The following is a 23,877-nucleotide window of genomic DNA, read 5'->3' on the forward strand; positions in this document are numbered from 1 at the left end:
CCCGGAAGCCTTTGAGCGGCCGTTCCGTATCATCGGAACCTACCAGCTATTGTAACCAAGATATTTGCCGGTCATCTCGACCTTTACACGGTCGCCTTTGGGGTTTTCTATCCGGGTCACGGACATGTCGAAATCGATGGCCGACATGATCCCATCGCCGAATTTCTCTTGAATGAGTGCTTTGAGTGTCGGGCCATATACACCCACAATTTCATAAAAACGATAGATGCATGGATCTGTCGGAACAGCCTGTTCCCAGATCTTGGTGGGGCTTTCCGCCAGCACGCTTTCGGCTTCCTGCGGCAGGCCCATGACGCTGACCATCAGCTTTGCCTTTTCGAGTGGAAATGCATTCATGCCCATAGCAGCTGAATGGGTCCACACCGGAGACATGCCGATCTTTTCGGCAATCTCTTCCCAGGTCATCCCGGCCTGTTTCTTACTCTCGGCGGTGTTGTGGCAGCGGAGATTCAGTCAGCGCGATTGCTCCGCTCCCTCGATTGGTCAAGTCGGGCTCGAAGCCGCCATTTGCTGCAGCGAGAACTGATGATTGCTCTGCGGACTGGGCGGTTATTCGTCTATCCGCTGTCCACGTATCGAAAATGGAATCGTTGCGCCCTTAGGAAATTCAGCAGAGGCTGAGATTATCAAAGCAGAAATGGGGATAAGCGATGGCGATTTTCGAAGAATTGAACAAGGCAATCCAAAACCGAGATGCGGACGCATATGTCGCGCTCTACAGCGACGATGCTATTTTTATTCGGCACCAAACCGGGACCGAAATGAACAGAGACGAGTTCAGCGACCTGATTAAAAAGATGATGGCGTCCGACAAAACCGACATGGGCGTGCGACGTTGTATTTACGAGAATGACGATATTCTAGTGATGCACTCGGTTAATGACTATCCTGACGGGACCCGTGAGGCGGTCTTGATGTCTTGTCTAAAGAAAGACGGAAAAATTAGCCGTGTCGAGACGGGCGCAACGCCAATCCGGAAATAACCCTGTTTCGCGTCTATAGCCTGATACGACCGTATGCCGGACTCTGATACCTTTCAGAGTAAATGACTGCTGTGCGGTCAAACTGTCGTCATATAAGACCGGACTGAATGCAGCCACATTCGCAAAAGCCAACGACTTCAGATAGTGTCTTACTCATTAGTGGATTACTTAGCAGACAGGGGCCTCACTGTGTCTAACAGTTCTTCCAGTTTCGTAGGAGATATTCCGGAGCACTACGATAACGGCCTTGGCCCTAACATCTTCGTCGACTATGCCGAAATGCTCTCTGACCTCTGCTGCAACGTCGATGCAAGGAATGTCATCGAGCTCGCGGCCGGGACGGGGATATTGAGCAGATTGTTAAGGAACAAGTTGCCCGCCAATTCCCAGTTAATGGTTACAGACCTAAACCAACCAATGCTGGACGTCGCTAAAGGCAAGTTTTCCGAAGAAGAAAACGTTGAGTTTCGCGTAGCAAATGCAATGGACTTGCCTTTCGGCGACGAGGCTTTTGATCTCATTGTTTGTCAATTCGGCGTCATGTTTTTCCCTGACAAACCAGTTTCATACCGGGAAGCGGCTCGCGTTCTGAAGCCTGGGGGGCGTTATGTTTTCAACGTCTGGAGCGCAATGTCGGAAAATCCGTTCGCAATAATGGCGCAGGATGTAGGTACGAAATTCTTTCCAGACGATCCGCCTGGGTTCTATAAGGTCCCCTTTCACTATGGGAACCCAGAAGAGGTTCAAGCGGATTTGGAATCTGGCGGGTGGTCCGAAGTGGAGCATGAGACTACCCAACTCAACAAGACGATCGCCAATCCAGAAGCATTTGCAGCGGCGCTCGTTTATGGCAACCCGCTCATCGACGAAATCAGAGAACGCGGTGGAGTGGACCCGAGAGAGGTTGTTTCAGAGATGCAGTCCGCTCTCAGGGCGACATTCGGATCAAGCGGCATGACAATGCCCCTGTCCGCAACAACCTTTAATTGCCGAATGTCGTAATCGTGCGATTTATGCTTACTCGCCACGCCTGCTTTGGGCTCAGAGCGGTCATTGGCTAGGCGCTCGATGAAGGTTTTGTTGCGAACGGCTAGAAACGGAGATTGTCCGTTTCATCTGCGCGCAGACCTTTCGAGTTAGGCTTGACGGTCAGATAACTGCGCCAGTCGCGGCCCTGCCATAAGATAGCTGAGCGCCCACCGACCCGGCACATGTCGGCGCCGCCCAACTCATGCGCCGCGTGGCCGGACGCGCTGGTCAATCACAACGCATCATCGCAAAGCGTATCATGTCACCTCGATCCAAGTTTTCATTCCCGAAGCCTGATGTTCGAGCATATGGCAATGCAGCAACCACTTGCCGGGGTTGTCAAAGACAGCGACGATCTTTCGGATTGCGCCGCGTTCGACCAGAGAAGTATCACGAAAGTCACCCATCGACCCATCGTCACTCAACTCGTGAAAGTGGTGACCGTGCAGGTGAATTCCGTGCGGAAAGCTTGTGTCATTAATTATTTCTATGATGGCTGTTTCGCCGCGTTTGATTTTCGCGAAAGGCGCGCTCTTCAGGCCAGACACACCGTTGAAGGCCCAGATGTCATCACCCGCGTGGCGCCCGCCCATCGCACCGCCTTCCATCCTGAGTGTCAGGTTATGGTCGGGTGTCTCAGCAGGATAAGGCAAATTGGTTGCCGGCAAGCCGGAAATATTTGATCTCGCCGGGTCAGGGTTCTCGCCCGCTATCGAAAGCGACCCCATTTCGTAAAGCTCATCGCGTGCCACGAAGAGGAAATCCACCTGTGCCGTCACATCGCCGATAATGTCCACGCGCTGAGCCGGAGCGATTTGAATGTCTGAGAGATCCCGTGGTTCAGCAAGGGGCATACCATCGAGGGCAACGACTTTGGCGTTCAGCCCTTCAATTCGTATAGGAAACACGCGAGCTGTGGCGGTGTTGATAAGGCGCAACCGCACCCGATCCCCTAGTCGCACATTTTCCTGCGATGGCAATATCATCGCATAGTTCCCTAGGCGCCCGGCATGCGAGAAGTCGTGCATGTTCCCGAAGCCGCCCATAATCGCTCCGTTTTCATCCAGACGCCAGTCGTCGAGAGTGACTGTGATGTCGGCATCGACCTCTGGTGGGTCAATCTCATCGACAATCAACGGCCCATAAAGTCCGCGGGCCACTTGTTCCCAAGACTGATGATGAGAGTGATACCAAAAGGTGCCTGCGTCAGGCACCTTGAATGTATAGTCGAAAGTCTCTCCGGGTTGAACGAGTGGTTGGGTTAAGCCGGGCACACCGTCCATTGCATTCTCCAGACGTATCCCGTGCCAATGGACGGATGACGGTTGCTCGGTGCGGTTCTCAAATCGAAGTGCAAGTGTGTCGCCTTGGCGAACCCGCAATTCTGGCCCCGGAGACGACCCGTTGAAGCCCCACAGCGCGGTCGCATTTTGACCCGCAGGTAACACTTGCAGGCTGACAGCTTCTGCACGCAAGACGCTCGGAGTAGCGAGTGCATGTCTCGGCATCGCAAATGCGGCGGCGGCAGTGCTCAGTAGAGTTCGACGTGTGAGCTTCATCATTCCCAAATCCCGTTTTTTTTGCGGTGATCATCGTATGTGGATGACCCAACGTCCAATGAATGCCGAGCGCAGAAAGTGCCGTCGGAGTAGCAAGAACATTTTTTCGAGAACGCGACTCCGACCTTCTGAGCTTTGTAAAGGTTCCGCCCACTGGACGGTCAAGCAAGTGCTCCAAGAGGGGATATCACAATTTTGTGTGTAGAGCAGACCTAGAGTGGTTTTGCTCGGACGTTATGAGTTTCCACTGAGCGGACATAAAACGGAAATAGAGCGCCAGGCGCGTCGGTCAGTTCAATACGTAGGCCCGCAAGTCCGCGGCAGGTGGCGCAATGCATGACTGACAGCCCGGACGCAGGATCGGTGTTTGTGAGGTTGCGGCCCCGGTTTTCGACGATACTCTCTACTGCTAAATCCTATCAAACCGAATTCAGGGCATTTCTCGAGAACCAGCATCAAGTTGTAAGCTTAGAGGGCGTTTGCAGAATGAACATCGCATATACATTTTCATCCGAGACTGGCGGTACGGATTTACTGTTGTTTCAATTTGCAGCTCGTCTTTGCGAAGACGGGTACAGTCCGGTAGGCACAGTGCAAATTAATGAACGGTGCAAATCGTCAGGGAGGTGCGACATGGATGTGAAAGTGCTTCCTGACGGACCCTTGATCAGAATTTCCCAAGATCTTGGTGCCCTATCGCGAGGTTGCAGATTGGATGCCTCCGCCCTTGAAAGCGCTATCGGACTTGTCGCGGGACGTTTGGACAGGAATTCCGAGTGCTTGATCGTCAACAAGTTCGGAAAACACGAAGCCACTGGCCGCGGGTTTCGTCCACTGATCGCACAAGCTCTTGAACTCGAGGTGCCGATTATCGTTGGTCTGAACCGATTGAACCACGACGCATTCTTGGAATTCACTGACGGTGCGGCAGAGCATTTGGAAGCTACCGAAACGGCTCTGCGGGAGTGGCTAGACTCCATCTTACAAAGTGACCGTTCGCAAAAGACGGATCACGTTGCGTAGGCTTTGTCGAGTTTCCAGAGCTACCTATGAGTGCTGTTAGTTAGTGGTCGTGACCGTCATCCAGTGAGCCATGAATCGCGAATTGGTCTAAGCCTGCGTCGCGAGGCTCTATGGTTCGGTAACTCTCTTTTACTCCGGATTCTGTCAATATACGGGTCACTGTCATCAGCGTATTCGGCGGCTGACCTGAGCACATATCGGCCATCTGCATGATCTCATGCTCGGCGACTCCCATTGCCTCTTCGGCGGAAGGGGCTCCGTAAATATCAACAAAATGCTGTGCCAGCGCGTGCTTAAGAGTTTCGAGCTCAACCGGTTCAATTTGCGTTACTGCCACGAAAGTCACACGACCAAACGTTTCAACTCCAAGCCATCCATTCGTGAAAGCTTGGCGAGCCTTGCCCGCGAGATCTGACTCGGACCAATTCGAGAATTCGAACCCGCCTGATATGCACCATTCGCCGGTTCTCGCAGGCGAATGAAAGACATTCATATCGCTCTCATCGAAGTGGATTGCTCGAGCTAGCATCATGTTAGCTGTTCTCCAAAAGATGGGTGAGGGGGATCAGATGTGTTGTGGCTTCGTCACGTAGCAGCATGCCAAGGCGCTCGTCTATTCCAAGGTAAGTTCCTGATGTACCAGCAATTTCTATGTCCTCTCCTATTCCATGGGCAAGTCCGCGCCATTCCTTGTGAAGGGAACTTACCCCTTCATCCGACCAACGGTTTATTCCGACAAGCGTGTGTTTGACCCAAGATTCGACCAGCATGTCAGCCTTCACGTCAGCGCACCCTTCGGCGTAAAGCGCAGTTTGGTTCGGGCTTTCTCCGGGATCATCGCTATCGGGCCAGAGCGGTAAATCTAATCCAACCACTAACCAATCGGGCTCGGCCGCGGGAGCGCTGTGGGAGCTAGCGACACGCAGTCTACCGCATTTAGCGCCGTTGATTAGGATATCGCCGGACCAACCGAGATGAACGGCCACTTCGGGTGGTGCCAGTGCGCCGAGAGCATTCTGAAAGCCTACACCGCATAAAGGCAGCATCGTCATTGCATCTTTCAGCGGGACATCTGGGGCAAATACCAATGCGGCTCGCAGTTCATTTGCTCCCAAATTGTAAACGACGAGACCTGCGTCGCAGCCGCGTGCGGCCTCGACGCATGCTTTGTCGAACGGATCAACTTGGCCTTCGACAGCCAATCCCCAAAAAAGGGGCGGAAAGGTTGGAGAGCTCATGCAGATCCCATATCAATCAGAGCTTTTGCAACCGTACGGAAACCCTTGGCCTGCGCCGAGTCCGGTTTGCTAACTACTATGGGCGCGCCACCGTCTGCGGCCAGCCTGATGTCGAGGTGGAGCGGGATTTCCGCAAGTAGCGGAATGCCTAGTTTATTCGCCTCGGAAGTAACACCGCCGTGTCCAAAGACATGCTCTTCATGACCACAGCTGGAGCAGATATGCGTGCTCATGTTCTCAATCATTCCCAAAATCGGGGTCTTCATCTGATTGAACATATCAATGCCTTTTCGGGCGTCCAGAAGAGCAATATCCTGCGGTGTCGACACGATTATGGCACCGTCGAGATGCGCTTTTTGTGCAAGTGTCATTTGCACATCGCCTGTCCCCGGCGGCAGGTCCACAATGAGGACATCCAACGCGCCCCATTGAACCTGCGACAACATTTGCTGCAAGGCTCCCATCAACATGGGGCCGCGCCAAACAACGGCCTGATCTTCGTTGGTCATTAGACCGATCGACATCATCGTGACGCCGTGGTTCCTCAAGGGGAGAATGATTTTACCGTCGGGGCTTTGTGGGCGGCCCGACACACCAAGCATGCGTGGCTGTGATGGTCCGTATACGTCTGCATCCAACAGCCCGACTCGCCGGCCTTCGGCCGCGAGGGCACAGGCAAGATTGGATGCAACAGTTGATTTCCCGACGCCACCTTTCCCCGATGCGACAGCGATTATCCGGTCAATTCCAGGAATTTTTTCTGGACCAGAAGGTTCGGCCTTGCGCCCGGTGCCGAGATCGGGCGGGGGTTTTGGTGTGGAATGCGCGGTCATCACGATGGAGACAGCGCTCGCTCCGAGTTTCTTGAGTGCGTCTTCGGCTTTGGACTTAGCCTCGCCGTAGGGTGCTGGGCTTTCAACCTCCATAACGAAGCGGACTGAGGTGTCCTCAACCTGCAGGGCCCGAACTAAGCCGGCGTCCACAATGTTTGTTCCAGATGGCGCGTCGATACCTCTTAGGCAGGCGAGCACTTCCTCCCGGGTAAGTGCCATCTATGCGCCTTCAATCTTGCCAGTGACGACGTGTTCGATATCGAGACCGTCGACGGTCAATACCATCTTTGCAGAGTAGCTTTTGCCTTCGGTACTGCCCGCATTTCGCATGCCTTCTTCGATGGCTTGCTGCGAAGTCACGCCGACCTGTTTGAGGAATTTGCGCATGGACATGTTGAAGTCATCACTCATGGTTACTCGGCCTTATTTTCTGTAAATGTTGACGGTTTGACCCTAGCGCCCATAGGCTGACATGCAACCCGTTATGAGATTTGGAGCTGCCCGAATGCTGAAACTGCTGACTGTCATCCTAGTGTTGGTAGCCTCAAGTGCATCGGCCCAAACCAAAGAGATCACGCTATCTGCTCCCGATGAATTGGTAGCGGACGGTTTCCTGAAGTATATTTTGCCTAGGTTTTCGCTGAAGACCGGAGTTCGCATTAACTTGAGCTCATCTCCTGCTGAGTTGGAGATCGGCGAAAGCGGTACGCCGGTGTTTCGGCGAGAGGACAAGGTCTACTTTGTCAGCAAAGTTGATGGTCCACACGCGGATACGTTCTTGAATTGGATGGCGTCCGACATAGGCAAGAGAACGATCGACGGTTTTAAGCCAGAAGGTGGACCCATCTACAGCAGTGACGTGGGCGTTCAGACTGAAGAGGAAGAAGTGGTTTTGACGGGCGACATAAAATTGGGCGCCGAAGTCAGCTTGGGAAAGTGCGGACGATGCCATGTGGTAAGCGATGAGAACCGTATGGATGCGATCGGCTCCACGCCATCCTTTGCACTTATGCGTAATTTTGCAGATTGGCAGGAACGGTTTCAGGCCTTTTACGTTTTGAAGCCGCATGGGGCGTTTACACAAGTAAAGGATGTAACAGCGCCATTTCCGGAACATCTTCCGTCTCCCATTGCGCCAATTGAAGTGACGTTAGATGAGATTGATGCGATCACAGCGTTTGTAGGCTCTATTGAGGCCGCAGATTTAGGGGCGCCGCTCAATACGAAGTAACGGGCTCAAGATCAGTGATCTTTGCGCTTTGAAAAGTAGTCTTCCGTTGTCCGAACGCGCGGGCGCTCGCCGCCTTGGAACGGATTATCCTCCGAGTGGTACTGGGCCTGAATGCGGCAGTTGTCGCACATCTGAATGAGTTTGGCAGCCTGCGACGTTGAGAACATTGAATGAGAGCCAGCCAGCTTCTCGGTAATGCGCTCAACAGTTGATTTCACACCAAACAAGGAGCCGCATTCGATACAGGCAAAGGGTTCTTCTTCGTGCATGACACGTTGGGTGAGTGCAGCGTCCGTCAGGTCCAACTGCGGTTGCAGAGTTATGGCTTTCTCTGGACAAACGCTGACACATAATCCGCATTGCAGGCAGGCGTCTTCCTGAAAGCGCAACTGTGGGAGGTCAACATTGTCGCCGAGAGCACCTGATGGGCACAACGAGGCGCAAGAAAGGCACAAAGTGCAAGCGTCGGTGTCAACTATCACGGCGCCATACGGCGCGCCTTCTGGGAGCTCAATAGTGTCTGAATTGGGTTGGATTGCTTTAGCTGCAAGCCTCGCTACCTGGCGACGGTTGCCAAGTGGTAGAATAGGTTCGCAGATAACTGGGTCAATTTGAGCATCGTAAAGATGCGCGCTCAATGCGTCGGGATCAGACTCGTCAATAATCCCAACAGAACTTTCGCCTGCGATCGCATTGGCTAGCTGACATTGAGTTTCAATTACTCCGCGTTCAGTCGTTGGCGCCATGAGGATATCGACGTGTACAAAAGCAGTTGCCAACGCGGCTAGTGCCTCTGCGTGACCGAAGCTTGAGAGCGCTGCTATTTCGATCGGGATGACGTCGGCGGGTAAACCGCGCCCGAAGCGCGCCGCTAGCGAGATCAGCTCAATGCCATGGTTGGCGTCATGCACCAGCAGACGCGCACCTGTGCCACCTGCCTTGTAGTACGCAGAAGCCATGGTTGTCAGGCGTTTGAAAACAGTCTCCACCGGAGGCGCGTCATAGGTGATGGCACCAGATGGGCACACAGCTGAACACGAGCCGCAGCCCGCGCAGACCATGGGGTCTATTGCGACGTTCTCGCCAGCTGAAGTGATGGCGCCAGTGGGGCAGACGTTCAAGCAATTTGAGCATGCGGGTTTTTCGGCTCGACTATGCGCGCAAAGACTTTCTTCTAGCCGCACGTAAAGCGGTTTCTCAAAGGTCCCAACGAGCTGGGATGCGTCAAGGATTGCTTGAGCGACGGAGGGTTGGTGATTAGGATCAGCGCGAAGGTATCCTTCGCGTTTTTCTGGTGCGGGGACACGGGCTGGTTGCCCGCTTAAGTCCAAAACAATGTCACACTCGGAAAGAGCCATGCTCTGCGGAATGCCGAGGGTCATCTCGCCCCGACCGCCGTAATTTGGCACTTGGAAGTCTTTGATCCTAATCCTAAATCCGCCAAGTGCGCCGGAGACTTGATCCAAATGACCGACAACGCAATCAAAGCGGCGATTCAAAGGCAATTCGTCATCGGGAGCCAAGAGCACGGTTACTGCAAGAGTTTCGCAAAGCTTGTCTGCAGCTTTAAGAGCTTCAGCGCCGCCGAAGATCAAAATGGATCCTTCCGAGCGGACATCCACGGACTTCCCGAACTTCATAGGCATCGCGGCTTCGGCGACCAATGCTGCCATCTTGGGAGAGGGATCGCCTTCGCCCCAACCTGCGCGATCTCGAAGGTCTACGAAGCCCGAGACTTCTGCATTTAGATCTTCGGCAAGCTCTTCAAATATCCTGCGCTCTTGTTGGCAGGCGATAATTGCATCGCCTGACGAAATTTCCTTTGCGGCGTCTTCGATCTGCGAGACGCAAAGATTTGTGTAGACTCGAGAGCAAGGAAAGCCGCTGGCTTTCGAAATGGCGTTCACATCGAAGGATTGGCTGCCAAGGCAGTCGCACAAAACAAGCTTTTTCGCCATTCAGATTTCCTTTGTTGTGCTCTCGGAAGGGTTTCGCGAGAGACAAGTTAGACGCGATTCGTCGCTACGGTAAACACTTATCCCTCGCGGATTTCTTGAGGTTACTTGTTTCTGCGACTGCAAAGAACCCATCGCGTGATATCGTTTTCAATCAATTCCTTTGCGATAGAGCCATGTCCCGTTGGGTATTCGTTAACCGAGTAGAATGCCGCGTCGCGGCACATCTTTTTTTTGTGCTTTCTTCGCCAGAAACTCCTTTGTGAAGAAGGAGTTTTCCTCCAAACTAAGAGCAGTGAGAGCGAGCGCTTCGGAGGTATCTTGACTGCAAAAGACCAGAAATCGATTTCACTACCTTTGGGCATCGTTGTCCGCAGGGCGCCTGGAGTTACGCGCTGGGCGAAGCAAGTGTGGAAAGCGGTTGGTGTTTTGCCCGGTGCTGCAGAGGCGGTTTGGAAGGAACTTCGCCGCGAAGGTGAAGTGGTGGAATACCACGCCGCGACATTGCCATTGGTGCTCTATCGAACAGACACAGAGGCCTACCTGTCCGGGCTTTCGACCAAAGTTCCTTCGATTTATGTCGTCATGCGCGAGACCGACGACGACAGTCCTTTGGAGATGGTTCTAGCTACAGCATCCCCGTACGAGGCACAGGACTATGCTGATACCGGCGAAGAGCTGGTTGAAAAAGTCCCGATGCCGGAAGGTCTGGTGGCTTACATTCGCGACTATGTTGAGCTTCACCATGAAGAAGAAATCTTTGTGAAGCGGCGTAGGAAAAACGCGCGTGTCGATTTGAAACAGGATGGGATTGGCGACGCCCGAATTCGTCAGGTTGCGGATGTGTATCGTGCGCCGCGGAGATCGGAGACAATTCATTGAGCGGTGAGCAAAATTTCTGGTCCCGCCGAAAAGCGGGCGTTTTGGCCGAAGCTGAGGCTGAGAAGGCAGCGATTGAAGCTCAGTCTCTTGCCGATGAGCATGCCGTTCTCGAAGAAAAAAGCGACGAAGAGATTTTGACCGAGCTGAATCTTCCAGAGCCTGAAAGCCTGAAGATGGGTGATGATTTTTCGGTGTTTATGACGAGAGCTGTTCCTGACCGACTGCGGCGTCGGGCGCTTCGCGTTCTTTGGCGTTCGAACCCGACTTTGGCAAATGTCGACATGCTTGTAGACTACGGCGAGGACTTTACCGACGCTGCGCTTGTCGTTGAAAATATGCAAACCGCGTATCAGGTCGGCAAAGGTATGTTGAAGCATATTCAGGAAATGGCGCGTCAGGCTGAGGAGCTTGAGAATCCAAGCGAAATCGAGCCAGAGGTAGAGGACGATGACCTTCAAGAACTTGAAGAACGCGAACTTCAGCCGGAGCCAGAAGAGATATCCGAAGAGAAAGTGTTGGTTGCGGAGTCCTATGAGCCTGAGGAGCTGATCGCTCCATCTCCGCGCCGAATGAAATTCAGAGTTGAGGAAATGTCGTGAGCGCCGTCGAAGATATCCAGATTGTGTCGGAAGACCGTTTACGGGCCGACTTGTACAATTTTCTCGGGCTCATGTTGGCTGGGCCTCCTGATCAGTTGCTTTTGGATCAGTGCGTGAATTTGTCTGGTGATGAGAGCGAGTTGGGCAAGGCAATCTCTGGTTTGTCACGAGTCGCCAAGGCCTCAAAACCCAAAAAGGTTGAAAGTGAGTTCAATGCGCTATTCGTCGGGCTGGGACGGGGAGAACTGCTGCCTTATGCAAGTTACTATTTGACGGGCTTCCTGAATGAGAAGCCTCTGGCGAGTTTGCGTAATGACATGGCTGTTCGCACGATGACCCGCGCTCCTAATGTTTACGAACCAGAAGACAACATCGCGTCCCTCATGGAAATGATGGCCGGAATGATTGTCGGTCGTTTTGGGACGACTGCTGATCTCGAAGACCAGAAGCTCTTTTTCAACAAACATATCGCACCTTGGGCCGGGCACTTTTTTTCGGATCTGGAGGCCGCAAAAAACTCGGTCGTTTACGCGTGTGTGGGAAATATTGGGCGCGTATTTATGGAGATTGAGCGCGAAGCGTTCAGAATGTCCGCAGGGTAGCTCCTTGCGACAGAACCGGCGAGGATGCTCGCCATACACTAGGGAGGGAGACATCCCCATGACGAAGAAAAACGAAGGCACAAGCCGCCGGGATTTTCTTAAACTGGCCGGAACGACCGCACCAGTTGCAGCGGCAGCGTTAGCCGCGGGCGCAACTGATGCTGAAGCCCAGCCCGTTGATCCAGCCTCTAACAAGATGCAGGACACCGCGCACACACGCGCTTACTTGGACAGCACCCGCTTTTAGGATGCCGTTATCACGCCTGAAGCGACTGGTTGCGTGACGCCCGACTGCTGATGGAAATTCGAAGACCTGCAAGCCCGGATGGGCAAGCAAGGGAGGGACTAAAATGCTTAGGAAAAAGACCAACGGGGTTGCGAGACGCTCCCAGCGGACTGGTATCCTGTCTGACGTCGCAGAGAAATCTGTGGATCGCCGCGCGTTTTTGCGCGGATCCGGTTTGGCCATTGGTGGCCTTGCCGCAATTTCGGCGACGGGTGGCTTTGTCACTCAGGCGTCGGCTCAATCAGCGGCGAACAATGCGGTTGAAACAGTAAAATCTGTATGCACGCACTGCTCGGTCGGCTGTACCGTTGTTGCAGAGGTGACGAATGGTGTCTGGACGGGGCAGGAACCCGGCTGGGACAGCCCGTTCAATCTCGGCGCTCACTGCGCTAAAGGCGCAGCGGTTCGCGAGCACGCTCATGGCGAGCGGCGGCTGAAGTATCCGATGAAAAAAGAAGGCGGCGAATGGAAGCGCATCAGCTGGGAGCAAGCAATCGACGAGATTGGCGACGGCATGATGAACATTCGCGAAGAAAGTGGACCAGATAGTGTCTACTGGCTTGGGTCCGCGAAACACAACAATGAACAGGCCTATCTGTTCCGCAAATTTGCAGCTTACTGGGGGACCAATAACGTCGACCACCAAGCTCGGATTTGTCACTCGACAACGGTTGCCGGTGTAGCAAACACATGGGGCTACGGCGCCATGACCAACAGCTACAACGACATTCACAATTCCAGAGCAATCTTCATAATCGGGGGTAACCCCGCTGAGGCGCATCCTGTTTCGCTTTTGCACGTTCTTCGCGCAAAAGAGCAAAACAATGCTCCATTGATTGTTTGTGACCCACGGTTCACGCGCACAGCTGCACACGCAGACGAATATGTTCGCTTCCGTCCGGGCACAGACGTTGCTCTGATCTGGGGTATTCTCTGGCATATCTTTGATAATGACTGGGAAGACAAAGAGTTCATCCGCACAAGGGTGTGGGGCATGGACCAGATCAAGGAAGAAGTCGCGAAGTGGAATCCTGAAGAAGTAGAGCGTGTCACCGGCACACCTGGTTCGCAGTTGCGTCGCGTTGCTCGTACAATGGTGAACAACCGCCCTGGCACAGTGATCTGGTGCATGGGTGGTACTCAGCACACCAACGGCAACAACAACACGCGCGCTTACTGCATTTTGCAGCTTGCTCTTGGAAACATGGGTACATCTGGAGGCGGTACAAACATCTTCCGCGGTCATGACAACGTGCAAGGTGCGACTGACCTTGGTGTTCTTTCGCACACGCTGCCTGGCTACTATGGTCTGTCGGCTGGTGCATGGGCACACTGGGCCCGTGTCTGGGAAGAAGACGCTGACTGGCTCAAGGGTCAGTTTGCCGTGGTCAAGGATGCAGACGGCAAGGACAAGTCGCTTCAAAATCTCACCGGGATTCCGGTGTCACGCTGGATCGATGGTGTCCTTGAGGACCCAGAGAACATGGACAACCCGAACAAGGTTCGTGCGATGGTTCTTTGGGGGCACGCGCCAAACTCTCAGACCCGTATGAAGGAGATGAAAACCGCGATGGAGCAGCTCGATATGCTCGTTGTGGTTGACCCATATCCAACAGTTTCGGCGGTGCTACATGACAGAACAGACGGTGTTTACCTTCTGCCTGCATGTACACAGTTCGAAACACGCGGCTCTGTCACTGCATCAAACCGGTCGTTTCAGTGGCGCGACAAGGTGGTTGATCCACTCTTCGAGAGTCTGCCCGACGAGGTTATCATGGCCAAGTTCGCCAACAAGTTTGGCTGGGCGGACCGACTCTTCCGGAACATCGAAATGGAAGATGAAGAGACACCGAATGTTGAAAGCATCACGCACGAGTTCAATCGCGGAATGTGGACAATCGGATACACGGGTCAAAGTCCGGATCGGATCAAGAAGCACATGGCAAATCAGCACACGTTCGACAGAACGACGCTGCGCGCCAATGGCGGTCCAGCCGACGGCGATTACTATGGTCTGCCATGGCCAAGCTGGGGCACGGCCGAAATGAACCACCCCGGTACGCCAAACCTCTATGACATGTCTAAGCGTGTTTCCGAGGGAGGTCTGACGTTCCGCGCTCGATTCGGTGTTGAGCGGGATGGTGAAAACCTATTGGCCGAAGGTGTTGCGAGCTTGGATTCCGATATTCAGGACGGTTATCCTGAATTCACGATGGCAATGCTTCACGATCTTGGCTGGGACAAGGAACTGACCAAGGCCGAATGGGCTGCAATACAGGCAATTGCTGCGGGCGAGTATGTAGCGGAAGACCATCCGTTGATCGATATTGCCAATGCCAACCTTGAAGATGGCGAAACACCGGATGCCATCGAGGCGATCTGGTCATCTTCAGGCGAAGCGATCGGTAAGATCAACTGGAAGACGGACCTTTCAGGAGGCATCCAGAGGGTGGCGATTGCACATGAGATGGCTCCATTCGGAAACGCCAAAGCGCGTGCGGTGGTCTGGACATTCCCAGATCCAATTCCGGTACACCGGGAGCCGCTTTACACCAACCGTCGCGATCTTGTGGCGGACTACCCAACTTACGAGGATCGGAAGTTCTATCGACTCCCGACCATGTATGCTTCGATCCAGAAACAGGATTTCTCGAAGGAGTATCCGATGATCCTAACTTCGGGTCGTCTGGTCGAGTATGAGGGTGGTGGCGATGAGAGCCGTTCAAACCCATGGTTGGCGGAACTCCAGCAGGACATGTTTGTTGAGATAAACACTCGTGATGCCAATAACCTTGGTATCCGTGACGGCACACAAGTCTGGGTGGAGGGCCCTGAGGGCGCCAAGGTCAAAGTCATGGCCATGGTTACCGAAAGGGTCGGAGAGGGCGTGGCGTTTATGCCGTTCCACTTTGGCGGCCACTTTGAGGGTGCGGACCTGCGGGATAAATACCCCGACGGTGCGGATCCCTATGTGCTTGGTGAGAGTACCAACACAGCTCAGACCTATGGCTACGATTCAGTGACCCAGATGCAAGAGACCAAGGCCACTCTTTGCAAAATCTGGACAGCATAAGGGAGAATGAGAAATGGCAAGAGCTAAGTTTCTCGTAGACGCTGAACGCTGCATCGAATGCAACGCCTGTGTCACTGCTTGTAAAAACGAGCATGAAGTGCCCTGGGGCATCAACCGCCGCAAGGTCGTCACAATCAATGACGGCTCGCCCGGTGAACGTTCGATCTCAGTGGCTTGTATGCATTGTTCTGATGCACCGTGTATGGCGGTCTGCCCTGTGGATTGCTTTTACCAGAATGAGGAAGGGGTGGTTCTTCACTCCAAAGACCTCTGCATCGGTTGCGGATATTGCTTCTATGCGTGCCCGTTTGGTGCGCCGCAATTCCCACAGGCAGGCAACTTTGGAAGCCGCGGCAAGATGGACAAATGTACATTCTGCGCTGGTGGCCCCGAAGAGAACCACTCCACAGCCGAGTTCGCCAAATACGGACGCAATCGGATTGCAGAGGGCAAACTGCCTATTTGCGCCGAGATGTGTGCGACTAAGGCGCTTCTCGCAGGTGACGGAGACATTGTGTCGGGCATTTATCGCGAACGCGTGGTTGCCCGTGGCTTTGGATCTGGTGCTTGGGGGTGGGGGACCGCCTACGACCAAAAAGACGGATAGGCAGTCACTGCCCATTTGACCAGAAAAGGGCGATCTCTAACTAGGAGGTCGCCCTTTTTTCCTAGAGAATTTTGGGGACCGGACATGTTTCGCGCACTGATTACTCTTTTCATCACTGTGACTTGGATTTCGTCGGCCTATGCGCAAGACGCGGGGCGGGATGACACCATCGACCGATCTGCGACGGGCGGCGCTCAGACGTTAGAAGACATCATGCGTCGTCAGCGTGGAGAACCGGTTGATAATTCGTTTCGCAGCGACGCGACGGGCAATCCAGAAAACGCAGCAGGTATTGAAAACCAGCTTGGAACCCTCGGAGGTGCTTCCGATCCGGAATTGTGGAGAGCCTTTAGATTTGGAAGTGTGGACATTACGGCTTCCAACAACGGTCCAGCAGCGACCACGCTCATACAAGATGGTGGTATGGCTTGGTTAACGTTCCGACAGGGACCATTGATTACCAATGGCGGTTTGTTGTTGTTGGCGACTCTTGGCTTGTTGGCAATATTCTACTTTGTCCGCGGAAAGATAACGATAGACGGCGAGAAGACCGGTCGGACAGTCACGCGCTTCAAGACGATTGAACGTTTCGGGCATTGGTTGTTGGCGGGGTCATTCATCCTGCTAGGGATTACTGGTTTGATTACGTTGATGGGGAGGAAGTTCTTGATCCCCGTATTCGGTCATGATGCGTTTGCAACTGTGGCGGTTGCGTCCAAGTGGGTACACAATAATGTTTCGTGGGCCTTCATTCTCGGGCTGGCCATGGTTTTTGTGATGTGGGTCATTCACAACCTTCCTGATCGCACAGACATTAATTGGATACTCAAGGGCGGCGGAATCTTCACCAAAGGGCATCCGCCAGCGAAAAAGTTCAATGCGGGCCAGAAGCTGATCTTCTGGTCAGTGATTGTCTTAGGTACGTCGATATCTGCATCCGGCTTGGCTTTGCTTTTCCCGTTTGAAATCAATATGTTTGCGGCGACATTTGCAAAACTCAATGCGTTTGGGATTCCCGGGTTGTTTGGAATGGCCCCGCTTCCTGAGGTTCTAGCGCCACATGAAGAGATGCAGCTTTCACAAGCCTGGCACGCGATCGTCAGTTTTGTTCTCATGGCCATTATCTTGGCGCATATCTACATTGGATCAGTAGGTATGGAGGGCGCATACGATGCGATGGGAAGCGGTGAAGTTGAGGAACAATGGGCACGAGAACATCACTCGATTTGGGTCGAAGAAGTTCTAGCGGAAAAGGCGTCCAAGTCTCCATCTGAAGACGCCACTCCAGCCGAATAAATGATCCGAGCACTTTGCATTTTGATAGTGCTAGGTTCGCCTGTTTCGGCCCAAGATTTCTTTACTCTTAAGGGTCACGGCGGCCCCATCATGGATATCGCTGTTTCCTCGTCCGACCAGATCGCAACGGCGAGTTTCGACAATTCTGTTGGCGCGTGGAAAGGTAGCGAACCCGATTGGCTCGATGGACATGAAGCAGCTGTGACAGCTGTTGAGTTTTTTAATGACATTACCATTATTTCCGGAGGCGATGACTTCGTGCTGAGAGCGTGGGCTCTTGGTGAAAACCAAAAGTCAGATGTGGTAGGCCAGCATCGGGCAAAAATTACGTCAGTCGCTGTTGATCCAATAGGTCAAAAAGTTGCCACGGCGAGTTGGGATGCAACGATTGGCGTGTGGTCAATAGCGCCTGGTGCCGACGGTTCCCCGGTGTTTTTGGAAGGGCATCGCCAGGGTGTAAATGACGTTGTGTTCAGCGGCGACGGAACCCGGCTCTACTCAGCTTCAACCGACGGCACAATTCGGATTTGGGACACAGAAAGCCATGTTGAGGTCCAGCAATTGGCGTCTCATGGGTTTGGTGTGAATGAAATTGTGCTGAATGAGGACGACGGTTGGTTGGCGTACGGGGCCGTCGATGGCGGCACACGGATGATTGATCTTGAGTCCGGCTTGCTGATAGCTGACTTCACCCTTGATCGCCGTCCAATTCTTGCCATGGCCTATCATGGCCCAAGCAAGCAACTTGCTGTCGGTGATGGGGAGGGTTTCATCATGATAATAGATACTCAGGAGAGGCGGATAACACGGGACTTTCGTGCAACACAACGCGGCCCGATATGGGCCTTGGCCTTCTCTAACAACGGACGGAATATCCATGCCGGTGGTATCGAGGACATCATGTACTCATGGCCGATAGCTACAATGGATGAACACCAGCCAATGAGCGCTGAAGTTCGATCGTTCCTCGAAAACCCCGAGCGGCTCCCAAATGGGGAGCGTCAGTTCAAGCGCAAGTGTTCGATTTGCCATACGGTGACGGAAGGAAGCGCCAGAAAGGCGGGCCCCAGTCTATACAAACTCTTCGGGCGACCTGCAGGTTCAGTGTCGGATTACAACTACTCGGCAACACTAGATAAATCCAAAATTGTCTGGTCAGCTAAGACGATCAATGATTTGTTTGAAATAGGGCCTGACCATTACATTCCCGAGACCAAGATGCCAATGCAACGTATTGCGAAGCAACAGGACCGGGATGATTTGATCGAGTATCTTCGCACCGCGACAGTGCAGGGGGGGAATTGATATGAGAGCTATTATCTATGCCGCTTTGGCGCTTGTGGTAATATCGGTGGGGTCGAATGTCGTGTTACGTAGCGCAGGTTTTTCCATTGAGGAAAAGACATCAGGCCCGGCTGTCCGCCTAGGCAACTAGTTGAAGCAAGCTGAGCTAGGATCATCTGAAAATGAATGAGATCTGGGCCGGATTGCGGGCCGCATTCTGGCTGATAGTCACGTTTGATGCTGATCTAATTGAGATTTCGCTGCGTTCTCTACGGGTAAGTCTAACAGCACTCTTGATTGCGTCGGCAATTGCTTTGCCCTTTGGAACTTGGCTGGCCATTCGGCGGTTCCGGCATCGACGCCTTGCTATCGCAACTCTGAACGCACTGATGGGGCTTCCGCCGGTCGTCGTAGGACTAATAGTGTATCTACTATTGAGCCGATCAGGGCCTTTTGGCGTCTTTGGTCTATTGTTCACGCCGACTGCCATGATTATTGCGCAGGTCATCATCATTACGCCTCTTATTGCGTCGATAACGCACCAGGCCATGCGTGAACTTTGGGCTGAGTATCACGATCTTCTAATCTCTTTGAACACTTCGCGACGGCAGCGGATGCTCACATTGATCTGGGATGGTCGTAGAACACTTCTAACGGCCTCGCTTGCGGGTTTTGGGCGAGCGATTGGCGAAGTAGGTGCGATCATGATCGTCGGTGGAAACATCGACCATGCAACTCGGGTACTTACAACTGCAATTGCTTTGGAAACAGGGAAGGGTGATTTCGCTTTGGCACTTGGATTGGGGTTTGTCCTGATCGCGTTGGCACTTGCTGTGAACTTTACTATGCACGCGCTGTCCAAAACGGAGCGGGAGGGCAGGTGGTGACGTCGCTGATGTCTGTCAAGCTGAGCGATCTTGTCGTGAAGCGCCGCGGATCCACAATCCTAGGACCAATAGATTTGGAGCTTGGATCGGAAGGCTTCACTGTCGTCTTGGGGCCAAATGGTGCGGGAAAAACGACTCTTCTCAAGGTTCTTCACGGAGTTGAAAGGGTAACGCGGGGCTCGGTTGATTGGTCCATTCCAGCAGAAGCGGCCCGCGAGGCGCAGTCATATGTTTTCCAAAACCCGATCATGCTGCGGAGGACTGTGGCTCAGAATTTGGCTTATCCCTTGAAGGTTCACGGTGTCGACAAGGCTACCGTTGAAATACTGATACGCGAGTGGGCAGAACGCATTGGTCTCGCGGACGCAATGGATCGCCCGGCTCCCCGGCTTTCGGGGGGTGAAAAGCAGAAACTCGCCCTTGGCCGGGCTTTGATCCGCAAGCCGAAGGTTCTATTTCTCGATGAGCCGTGTGCTAATTTGGACGGTCGCGCGACAAGGGATATAGAAGACTTGTTGCTCCAAGCGAGTAAGGATGGAACGAAAATCATCATGACAACTCACGATCTTGGTCAATGTCGCCGTCTTGCTAGTGATGTGGTGTTCTTGTTGAACGGTAAAGTGCATGAAGTTGGGGTCGCAGAAAGCTTTATGGCTTCACCAAGGACGCCGGAAGCGCGGTCGTTTCTCAACGGAGATATTTTGGTTTAATCCGCTTCTTCATCGTTTTCTTTTCTATTCCTTGCCTCGTCACTAAAAGCCGAAACGATGAAAACGGCTGTGACTACAAGCTTTCACAATTCTGGCCTTTCCGATGTCTTGCTTTCAGCATTCCAAAGTGACACAGGGATGGATGCTCAGCTCTTGGTTGTTGGAACCGAGCCAGCTTCACGGCTCGGACGATCTGGCGACGTTGATGCTATTCTTGTTCATTCTAGGTCGGCCGAGGACGCGTTTGTGAGTAGGGGCGACGACAGCGGGACGCACGAAAAAGAACTCTCTCTTTGGGCTAGTGCGGGACTTGATCCGGTAGAGTTTTGTGATTGGTAAAAGGCAGTTGGCGCTGGCATGGGAGCGAGTTTGAATACGGCGTCCGGTCTAAATGCGTATATACTCACCGACAGAGCGAGTTGGTTGAATCTCGGTAACGCTGGCGATTTAGTCCTGATGCGCGAAGGCGATGACGTTCTTCTTAATCAGTATGCCTATCTACCGGTGAGTCCCGTGATTCACTCACACGTTAGTTACACTGCGGCACAAAAACGCGAAGCCTGACTGACATCAAAAAGCGTATCCAAACTGATTAATGGCTACACTATAGGTGGCAAAACGCTCTTTGTTTTTAACGCCAGTTTTCGATTCTAGCAGTCGATCGAACTAACCTTGGGACGATTCTTTGGGCCCATTTGCTTCTGGCCCACTCTTAACCCCCTTGGGTCGTTACTCCTATGGTCTTTTGGATGACTTCCCAGCGCTAAGATGAATGCTGGATTCCGATGACGGTCGTGACCGGGCGACCATACGGCGTCTGGCGTGACTGGTACTTTGCGACCGCTAAGCCAAACGTCTCTTGGAGCAAGTCACTGTACAATGGCGCTGTGTTCCTGACGTTCCAGTTGCCGGTCCATGGCTGAGTTTGCGGTTGACCGGCGTGGACGGGACGGAGATCGGTACGCCGCTTGCCTCAACCGCAATGCTGATGCTCATCATAAGCCGTCCATTTGGGCTGTTCCTGCAACCATACGAACGCCGGCGAAGGCGAAAGTTGGATAGCTTGGTTCTCGTGTTCGTTCCACAAAGCCGTTATCGGCGCGGACGAAGAGAGCTAACACTTTGTCCGCATAGCTGTCACTGATGAAGCGCGCGGCGAATGATGGATTTCGGCGTTTACGGCCTCAATCGTTCCTTGCGCTATTGCTAAGTCAATCAACGGCCCGTTTAAGGCGACCCGAAACCCGTCGCCGCAAACGATAATGATCAGGTAGCAGAGCCCGGCGAACCGAGACTACTGCGGCGGAACAGGAAGCGCGTTCATTGCAGCAGAGCCTAGACAACAACGACATTGCCGCGCTTTCGGCCTGTCTCGACATAGCAATGCGCTTCCACCAGATCGGCCAGCGGATAGGTGCGGTCCATCACGGGTGAGAACTGGGTCTTTGCCATCAGCGCGAGGACCTCTGTCAGTTCTTCACGATGGACAGCGGGCTTCGACATCCCTGCCGCCGCGAACTTGGCTTTCTTGCTGCCGAGCAAGCCGGTGACGATCACATCGCGCAGCAGTCTCAGTCCCAGTACCGGACAGATGAAGCGCCCGTCCTGTTTCAATCTCAGTTTCGCGGCACCAAATGAAGAGATACCAAGCGTGTCAAAGACGACGTCGTAGGTGGACCCGAGTCTCAGCGGATCTTCGGCCTTGTAATCAATAACGTGATCTGCTCCCAGGGACCGCAGCAGTCCTGCGTTACGGGCACTGGTACTGGCTGTGACGGTTGCACCCAAGGCCTTCGCGAACTGCACTGCCGCTGTCCCGAGACTGCCCGATCCGCCGAGGATCAGGACATCTTCGCCTGGTTGGACAGCGGCTATGCGGCTCAGGAAGTGCCAAGAAGTCATCGCACCGTCAAACAGGGTAGCGGCTTCTTCATAGGTGACGGTGTAAGGCTTCTTCAGAAGGCTACCCGCCTGATCCAGGCAGATATAGGAAGCGTTCGCACCAAACTTCAATCCGGCTTCGCCGAAGACTGCATCGCCAACGCGGAACTTTGTTACGTCATCACCGACCGAGACGACGTCGCCGGAGAAACAAGTGCCTGACAAGCCGGCCCGCGGGCGCTTCAGCCCCAGAAACAGGCGCGCAAACTTTGGCTGGCCCGCCCGCATTAAGCCGTCGGCACGTGACACGGCCGAGGCGCGAATGCGGATCAAAACTTGGGTCGCGGTTGGCGTTGGCACAGGCCGCAATACGGGGGTAAGGACGTCGGGACCTCCGTAGCGGCTGACGTCCCATGCTTGAAATGTCGTTTCCATGATGATCTCCTCTCTAGAATAGGGTTGGAGATACCGGATTTATTTTGGTCCAATAATTGACTATTATGATCCACAATGGATCAATAACGTTACAGCCACATGATGGACTGGAAATCACTCCCTGCCTTTCTTGCCGTTGCCCGGTCAGGATCACTGCGCGCTGGTGCCGAGCAAATGGATGGCACCCACGCCACTGTCCGCCGTCAGATTGAAGGGCTGGAGGCGCAATTGGGCACAACGTTGTTTCGCCGCAACGCTGGTGGGCTGACGTTGACCGCGGCGGGGCGACGTTTGTTGCCCCAGGCTTTGGAAGCAGAAGCGGCCCTGCTGAAAGGTTTCAGCGCGGTGAAAGGTCTCGATCGTGAGGCCTCAGGCCGCATCCGCCTATCGGCTGATCCGCTGACCGCGCATTTCATGCTGGCGCCCGTTTTGGTCGCATTTGCTGAACTATACCCAGACATCGAGATTGAACTGAAGCTTTCCTATTTCATCGACTCGATCGCCAAGGACCAAACTGACATCTCTATTCGCCACGTGAGCGAAGTCGAAGAAGATGCTGTCGGGCGCAAGCTCTTTCCGTTGTCGATCGGTGTCTTTGCGTCCCGCGGCTATATCGACAAAACCTTGCCCAAGGCCGGACCAAAGGGTGCGGGACTGACGTGGATCGGTTATGGCGATGTGCCAGAACTTCAGGCGATGATCGACGCAACGCCATTTCCCAAAGCAAGGGTGCGGCATACCGTGGCCGATCCTCAGATGCACCTGCACATGGCGCGCGCGGGTGCTGGCATGACATTCATCGCCAACTGGGTGCAATCGGTTTTCCCCGAGCTTCAACGCGTCCCCGGCACCCAGATTGACCAACGACGCTCCACCTGGATCTTGCTACATGGCGATCTGCGCCGGGTAAAACGCGCGCGATTGCTGGTCGACTATCTGAGTGCTGCATTGTTGGAGCGACGTGTGGATTTCATCGGGAAGTAGGGCGGCCAGCCTCCAGGAGAAGACGACCTTTCCCATCAAGTTTGGCCTCAAACTTATGATCGGAGCCGACCCTCAAATCAGGTTTTGAAGCGGTTCGAGATCAAGCAACACACAGATATGAGATGCGCGAAAGCAACCGAGGGCTTGCACCTTTTTGGAACCATCCGGCAACCAGGAACACGCTGCGAATGCAGGTCGTAGTGTATGGCCTCAGAGGTCGTGAGTGGAAAGCCGGCTTTTGACAACGCTGCAAAGTCCGTCTTCTTCGCAGCGAACCTCCACTTTCACTCTAAGAATTTTCGCTGCGGTAGTGAGGAGCAAAAAGCGAACCTTCGAACCAGAACATCGAACTGCGGCTCTGTCCCGCATAGCAGTCGTTGGTTCATCTTGCGGCGAATGGCCGTTTTGAGCCCAGAGCGGACGTGCTCCGGCCCAATTGACGGGGATCATATCGCCTGACTTCTGAACGTGGTTGGCTC

24 protein-coding genes and 1 pseudogene are annotated in these 23,877 nt (G+C 53.7%); 17 read left to right on the plus strand and 8 right to left on the minus strand.

All coding sequences use genetic code 11. The features are described 5' to 3' along the window. Positions 1-39: 39 nt before the first annotated feature. Positions 40-474, minus strand: coding sequence for a cyanase (gene cynS / locus BOA8489_RS08375; protein WP_093973554.1), 435 nt, complete (start codon positions 472-474; stop codon positions 40-42). Positions 475-671: 197 nt separating this feature from the next. Here cynS and BOA8489_RS08380 point away from each other — a divergent pair, with 197 nt between their 5' ends. Both BOA8489_RS08380 and BOA8489_RS08385 read left to right on the plus strand, forming a co-directional pair. Then, the gene (locus tag BOA8489_RS08380; RefSeq protein ID WP_093973555.1) at positions 672-1,004 is read left to right on the plus strand and encodes a nuclear transport factor 2 family protein; all 333 of its coding nucleotides are present in this window, start codon (positions 672-674) and stop codon (positions 1,002-1,004) included. Between the two features lie 189 nt (positions 1,005-1,193). After that, positions 1,194-2,006 (plus strand): class I SAM-dependent methyltransferase, encoded by an 813-nt coding sequence (locus tag BOA8489_RS08385; RefSeq protein ID WP_093973601.1) that lies wholly within the window; start codon positions 1,194-1,196, stop codon positions 2,004-2,006. A gap of 284 nt (positions 2,007-2,290) precedes the next feature. On the opposite strand, the gene BOA8489_RS08390 is transcribed toward BOA8489_RS08385, so the two are convergent. Then, positions 2,291-3,595 carry a multicopper oxidase family protein gene (locus BOA8489_RS08390; RefSeq protein WP_245813737.1) on the minus strand — a complete coding sequence of 435 codons (1,305 nt, stop codon included), beginning with the start codon at positions 3,593-3,595 and terminating at the stop codon, positions 2,291-2,293. A gap of 483 nt (positions 3,596-4,078) precedes the next feature. Here BOA8489_RS08390 and BOA8489_RS08395 point away from each other — a divergent pair, with 483 nt between their 5' ends. Beyond that, on the plus strand, positions 4,079-4,615 hold the full coding sequence (locus tag BOA8489_RS08395; RefSeq protein ID WP_093973603.1) for a DUF2478 domain-containing protein: 537 nt from the start codon (positions 4,079-4,081) through the stop codon (positions 4,613-4,615). A 40-nt stretch (positions 4,616-4,655) separates the two neighbouring features. Here the strand turns inward: BOA8489_RS08395 and BOA8489_RS08400 are convergent, their stop codons facing one another. The 4 genes from BOA8489_RS08400 to BOA8489_RS08415 are packed head-to-tail and all read right to left on the minus strand — an operon-like array spanning position 4,656 to position 7,097. Beyond that, positions 4,656-5,147: a DUF6505 family protein gene (locus BOA8489_RS08400; protein WP_093973556.1), complete on the minus strand. Its 492-nt coding sequence runs from the start codon at positions 5,145-5,147 to the stop codon at positions 4,656-4,658. Position 5,148: 1 nt separating this feature from the next. Further along, positions 5,149-5,853, minus strand: a complete 705-nt coding sequence (locus BOA8489_RS08405; protein WP_093973557.1) for a biotin/lipoate--protein ligase family protein — start codon at positions 5,851-5,853, stop codon at positions 5,149-5,151. Further along, entirely contained in the window at positions 5,850-6,905 is a 1,056-nt protein-coding gene (locus tag BOA8489_RS08410; RefSeq protein WP_093973558.1) for an Mrp/NBP35 family ATP-binding protein, read from the minus strand. The genes BOA8489_RS08405 and BOA8489_RS08410 overlap by 4 nt, the downstream gene beginning before the upstream one ends. Beyond that, on the minus strand, positions 6,906-7,097 hold the full coding sequence (locus BOA8489_RS08415; protein ID WP_093973559.1) for a DUF6494 family protein: 192 nt from the start codon (positions 7,095-7,097) through the stop codon (positions 6,906-6,908). It lies immediately after the preceding gene. Positions 7,098-7,191: 94 nt separating this feature from the next. On the opposite strand from BOA8489_RS08415, the gene BOA8489_RS08420 reads away from it, so the two are divergent. Further along, on the plus strand, positions 7,192-7,917 hold the full coding sequence (locus BOA8489_RS08420) for a cytochrome c family protein (protein ID WP_093973560.1): 726 nt from the start codon (positions 7,192-7,194) through the stop codon (positions 7,915-7,917). Between the two features lie 11 nt (positions 7,918-7,928). On the opposite strand, the gene BOA8489_RS08425 is transcribed toward BOA8489_RS08420, so the two are convergent. Beyond that, a complete protein-coding gene (locus BOA8489_RS08425; protein ID WP_093973561.1) occupies positions 7,929-9,875 on the minus strand; it encodes a 4Fe-4S binding protein in 1,947 nt (648 codons plus the stop codon). 318 nt (positions 9,876-10,193) lie between these two features. Between BOA8489_RS08425 and BOA8489_RS08430 the strand changes: the two genes are divergently transcribed. The 12 genes and pseudogenes from BOA8489_RS08430 to alaE all read left to right on the plus strand — a co-directional run bounded on the left by BOA8489_RS08430 (position 10,194) and on the right by alaE (position 21,021). Next, complete coding sequence (locus BOA8489_RS08430; RefSeq protein WP_093973562.1) at positions 10,194-10,754, plus strand: DUF3305 domain-containing protein; 561 nt, start codon at positions 10,194-10,196, stop codon at positions 10,752-10,754. Beyond that, on the plus strand, positions 10,751-11,353 hold the full coding sequence (locus BOA8489_RS08435) for a DUF3306 domain-containing protein (RefSeq protein ID WP_093973563.1): 603 nt from the start codon (positions 10,751-10,753) through the stop codon (positions 11,351-11,353). Before BOA8489_RS08430 ends, BOA8489_RS08435 begins: the two co-directional genes overlap by 4 nt. Then, positions 11,350-11,955, plus strand: a complete 606-nt coding sequence (locus BOA8489_RS08440; RefSeq protein WP_093973564.1) for a TorD/DmsD family molecular chaperone — start codon at positions 11,350-11,352, stop codon at positions 11,953-11,955. Before BOA8489_RS08435 ends, BOA8489_RS08440 begins: the two co-directional genes overlap by 4 nt. Before the next feature lie 58 nt (positions 11,956-12,013). Next, the gene (locus BOA8489_RS08445) at positions 12,014-12,202 is read left to right on the plus strand and encodes a twin-arginine translocation signal domain-containing protein (protein ID WP_093973565.1); all 189 of its coding nucleotides are present in this window, start codon (positions 12,014-12,016) and stop codon (positions 12,200-12,202) included. 103 nt (positions 12,203-12,305) lie between these two features. Beyond that, entirely contained in the window at positions 12,306-15,314 is a 3,009-nt protein-coding gene (locus tag BOA8489_RS08450) for a formate dehydrogenase subunit alpha (RefSeq protein ID WP_093973566.1), read from the plus strand. Between the two features lie 13 nt (positions 15,315-15,327). After that, positions 15,328-15,921, plus strand: coding sequence for a formate dehydrogenase FDH3 subunit beta (gene fdh3B, locus BOA8489_RS08455; protein ID WP_093973567.1), 594 nt, complete (start codon positions 15,328-15,330; stop codon positions 15,919-15,921). Positions 15,922-16,005: 84 nt separating this feature from the next. Beyond that, a complete protein-coding gene (locus tag BOA8489_RS08460; RefSeq protein WP_093973568.1) occupies positions 16,006-17,217 on the plus strand; it encodes a formate dehydrogenase subunit gamma in 1,212 nt (403 codons plus the stop codon). Continuing rightward, on the plus strand, positions 17,218-18,522 hold the full coding sequence (locus tag BOA8489_RS08465) for a c-type cytochrome (protein ID WP_093973569.1): 1,305 nt from the start codon (positions 17,218-17,220) through the stop codon (positions 18,520-18,522). It abuts the gene before it with no gap. Positions 18,523-18,683: 161 nt separating this feature from the next. Continuing rightward, entirely contained in the window at positions 18,684-19,388 is a 705-nt protein-coding gene (locus tag BOA8489_RS08470) for an ABC transporter permease (protein WP_093973570.1), read from the plus strand. Beyond that, entirely contained in the window at positions 19,382-20,098 is a 717-nt protein-coding gene (locus tag BOA8489_RS08475; protein WP_093973571.1) for an ATP-binding cassette domain-containing protein, read from the plus strand. Before BOA8489_RS08470 ends, BOA8489_RS08475 begins: the two co-directional genes overlap by 7 nt. A gap of 57 nt (positions 20,099-20,155) precedes the next feature. Next, a pseudogene (locus tag BOA8489_RS20725) lies at positions 20,156-20,752 on the plus strand (ABC transporter substrate-binding protein). Positions 20,753-20,883: 131 nt separating this feature from the next. Further along, a complete protein-coding gene (alaE, locus tag BOA8489_RS21065; RefSeq protein ID WP_093973572.1) occupies positions 20,884-21,021 on the plus strand; it encodes an L-alanine exporter AlaE in 138 nt (45 codons plus the stop codon). Positions 21,022-21,433: 412 nt separating this feature from the next. Here the strand turns inward: alaE and BOA8489_RS08490 are convergent, their stop codons facing one another. Continuing rightward, positions 21,434-22,414 (minus strand): NAD(P)-dependent alcohol dehydrogenase, encoded by a 981-nt coding sequence (locus tag BOA8489_RS08490; RefSeq protein WP_093973573.1) that lies wholly within the window; start codon positions 22,412-22,414, stop codon positions 21,434-21,436. A gap of 99 nt (positions 22,415-22,513) precedes the next feature. Here BOA8489_RS08490 and BOA8489_RS08495 point away from each other — a divergent pair, with 99 nt between their 5' ends. Beyond that, positions 22,514-23,398 carry a LysR family transcriptional regulator gene (locus BOA8489_RS08495; RefSeq protein ID WP_093973574.1) on the plus strand — a complete coding sequence of 295 codons (885 nt, stop codon included), beginning with the start codon at positions 22,514-22,516 and terminating at the stop codon, positions 23,396-23,398. The last annotated feature ends 479 nt before the right edge of the window (positions 23,399-23,877 follow it).

This window comes from Boseongicola aestuarii, from assembly GCF_900184815.1.
Taxonomy (GTDB): domain Bacteria; phylum Pseudomonadota; class Alphaproteobacteria; order Rhodobacterales; family Rhodobacteraceae; genus Boseongicola; species Boseongicola aestuarii.

Bases quoted from the DNA above. Each gene is read 5' to 3' on its own strand.
- BOA8489_RS08380 (WP_093973555.1), top strand. From the start codon at position 672: ATGGCGATTTTCGAAGAATTGAACAAGGCAATCCAAAACCGAGATGCG.
- BOA8489_RS08415 (WP_093973559.1), bottom strand. From the start codon at position 7,097: ATGAGTGATGACTTCAACATGTCCATGCGCAAATTCCTCAAACAGGTC.
- BOA8489_RS08465 (WP_093973569.1), top strand. From the start codon at position 17,218: ATGATCCGAGCACTTTGCATTTTGATAGTGCTAGGTTCGCCTGTTTCG.
- BOA8489_RS08460 (WP_093973568.1), top strand. From the start codon at position 16,006: ATGTTTCGCGCACTGATTACTCTTTTCATCACTGTGACTTGGATTTCG.
- BOA8489_RS08420 (WP_093973560.1), top strand. From the start codon at position 7,192: ATGCTGAAACTGCTGACTGTCATCCTAGTGTTGGTAGCCTCAAGTGCA.
- BOA8489_RS08450 (WP_093973566.1), top strand. From the start codon at position 12,306: ATGCTTAGGAAAAAGACCAACGGGGTTGCGAGACGCTCCCAGCGGACT.
- BOA8489_RS08390 (WP_245813737.1), bottom strand. From the start codon at position 3,595: ATGATGAAGCTCACACGTCGAACTCTACTGAGCACTGCCGCCGCCGCA.
- BOA8489_RS08405 (WP_093973557.1), bottom strand. From the start codon at position 5,853: ATGAGCTCTCCAACCTTTCCGCCCCTTTTTTGGGGATTGGCTGTCGAA.
- BOA8489_RS08410 (WP_093973558.1), bottom strand. From the start codon at position 6,905: ATGGCACTTACCCGGGAGGAAGTGCTCGCCTGCCTAAGAGGTATCGAC.
- BOA8489_RS08400 (WP_093973556.1), bottom strand. From the start codon at position 5,147: ATGATGCTAGCTCGAGCAATCCACTTCGATGAGAGCGATATGAATGTC.
- alaE (WP_093973572.1), top strand. From the start codon at position 20,884: ATGACGGTCGTGACCGGGCGACCATACGGCGTCTGGCGTGACTGGTAC.
- fdh3B (WP_093973567.1), top strand. From the start codon at position 15,328: ATGGCAAGAGCTAAGTTTCTCGTAGACGCTGAACGCTGCATCGAATGC.
- BOA8489_RS08470 (WP_093973570.1), top strand. From the start codon at position 18,684: ATGAATGAGATCTGGGCCGGATTGCGGGCCGCATTCTGGCTGATAGTC.
- BOA8489_RS08425 (WP_093973561.1), bottom strand. From the start codon at position 9,875: ATGGCGAAAAAGCTTGTTTTGTGCGACTGCCTTGGCAGCCAATCCTTC.
- BOA8489_RS08495 (WP_093973574.1), top strand. From the start codon at position 22,514: ATGATGGACTGGAAATCACTCCCTGCCTTTCTTGCCGTTGCCCGGTCA.
- BOA8489_RS08445 (WP_093973565.1), top strand. From the start codon at position 12,014: ATGACGAAGAAAAACGAAGGCACAAGCCGCCGGGATTTTCTTAAACTG.
- BOA8489_RS08395 (WP_093973603.1), top strand. From the start codon at position 4,079: ATGAACATCGCATATACATTTTCATCCGAGACTGGCGGTACGGATTTA.
- BOA8489_RS08490 (WP_093973573.1), bottom strand. From the start codon at position 22,414: ATGGAAACGACATTTCAAGCATGGGACGTCAGCCGCTACGGAGGTCCC.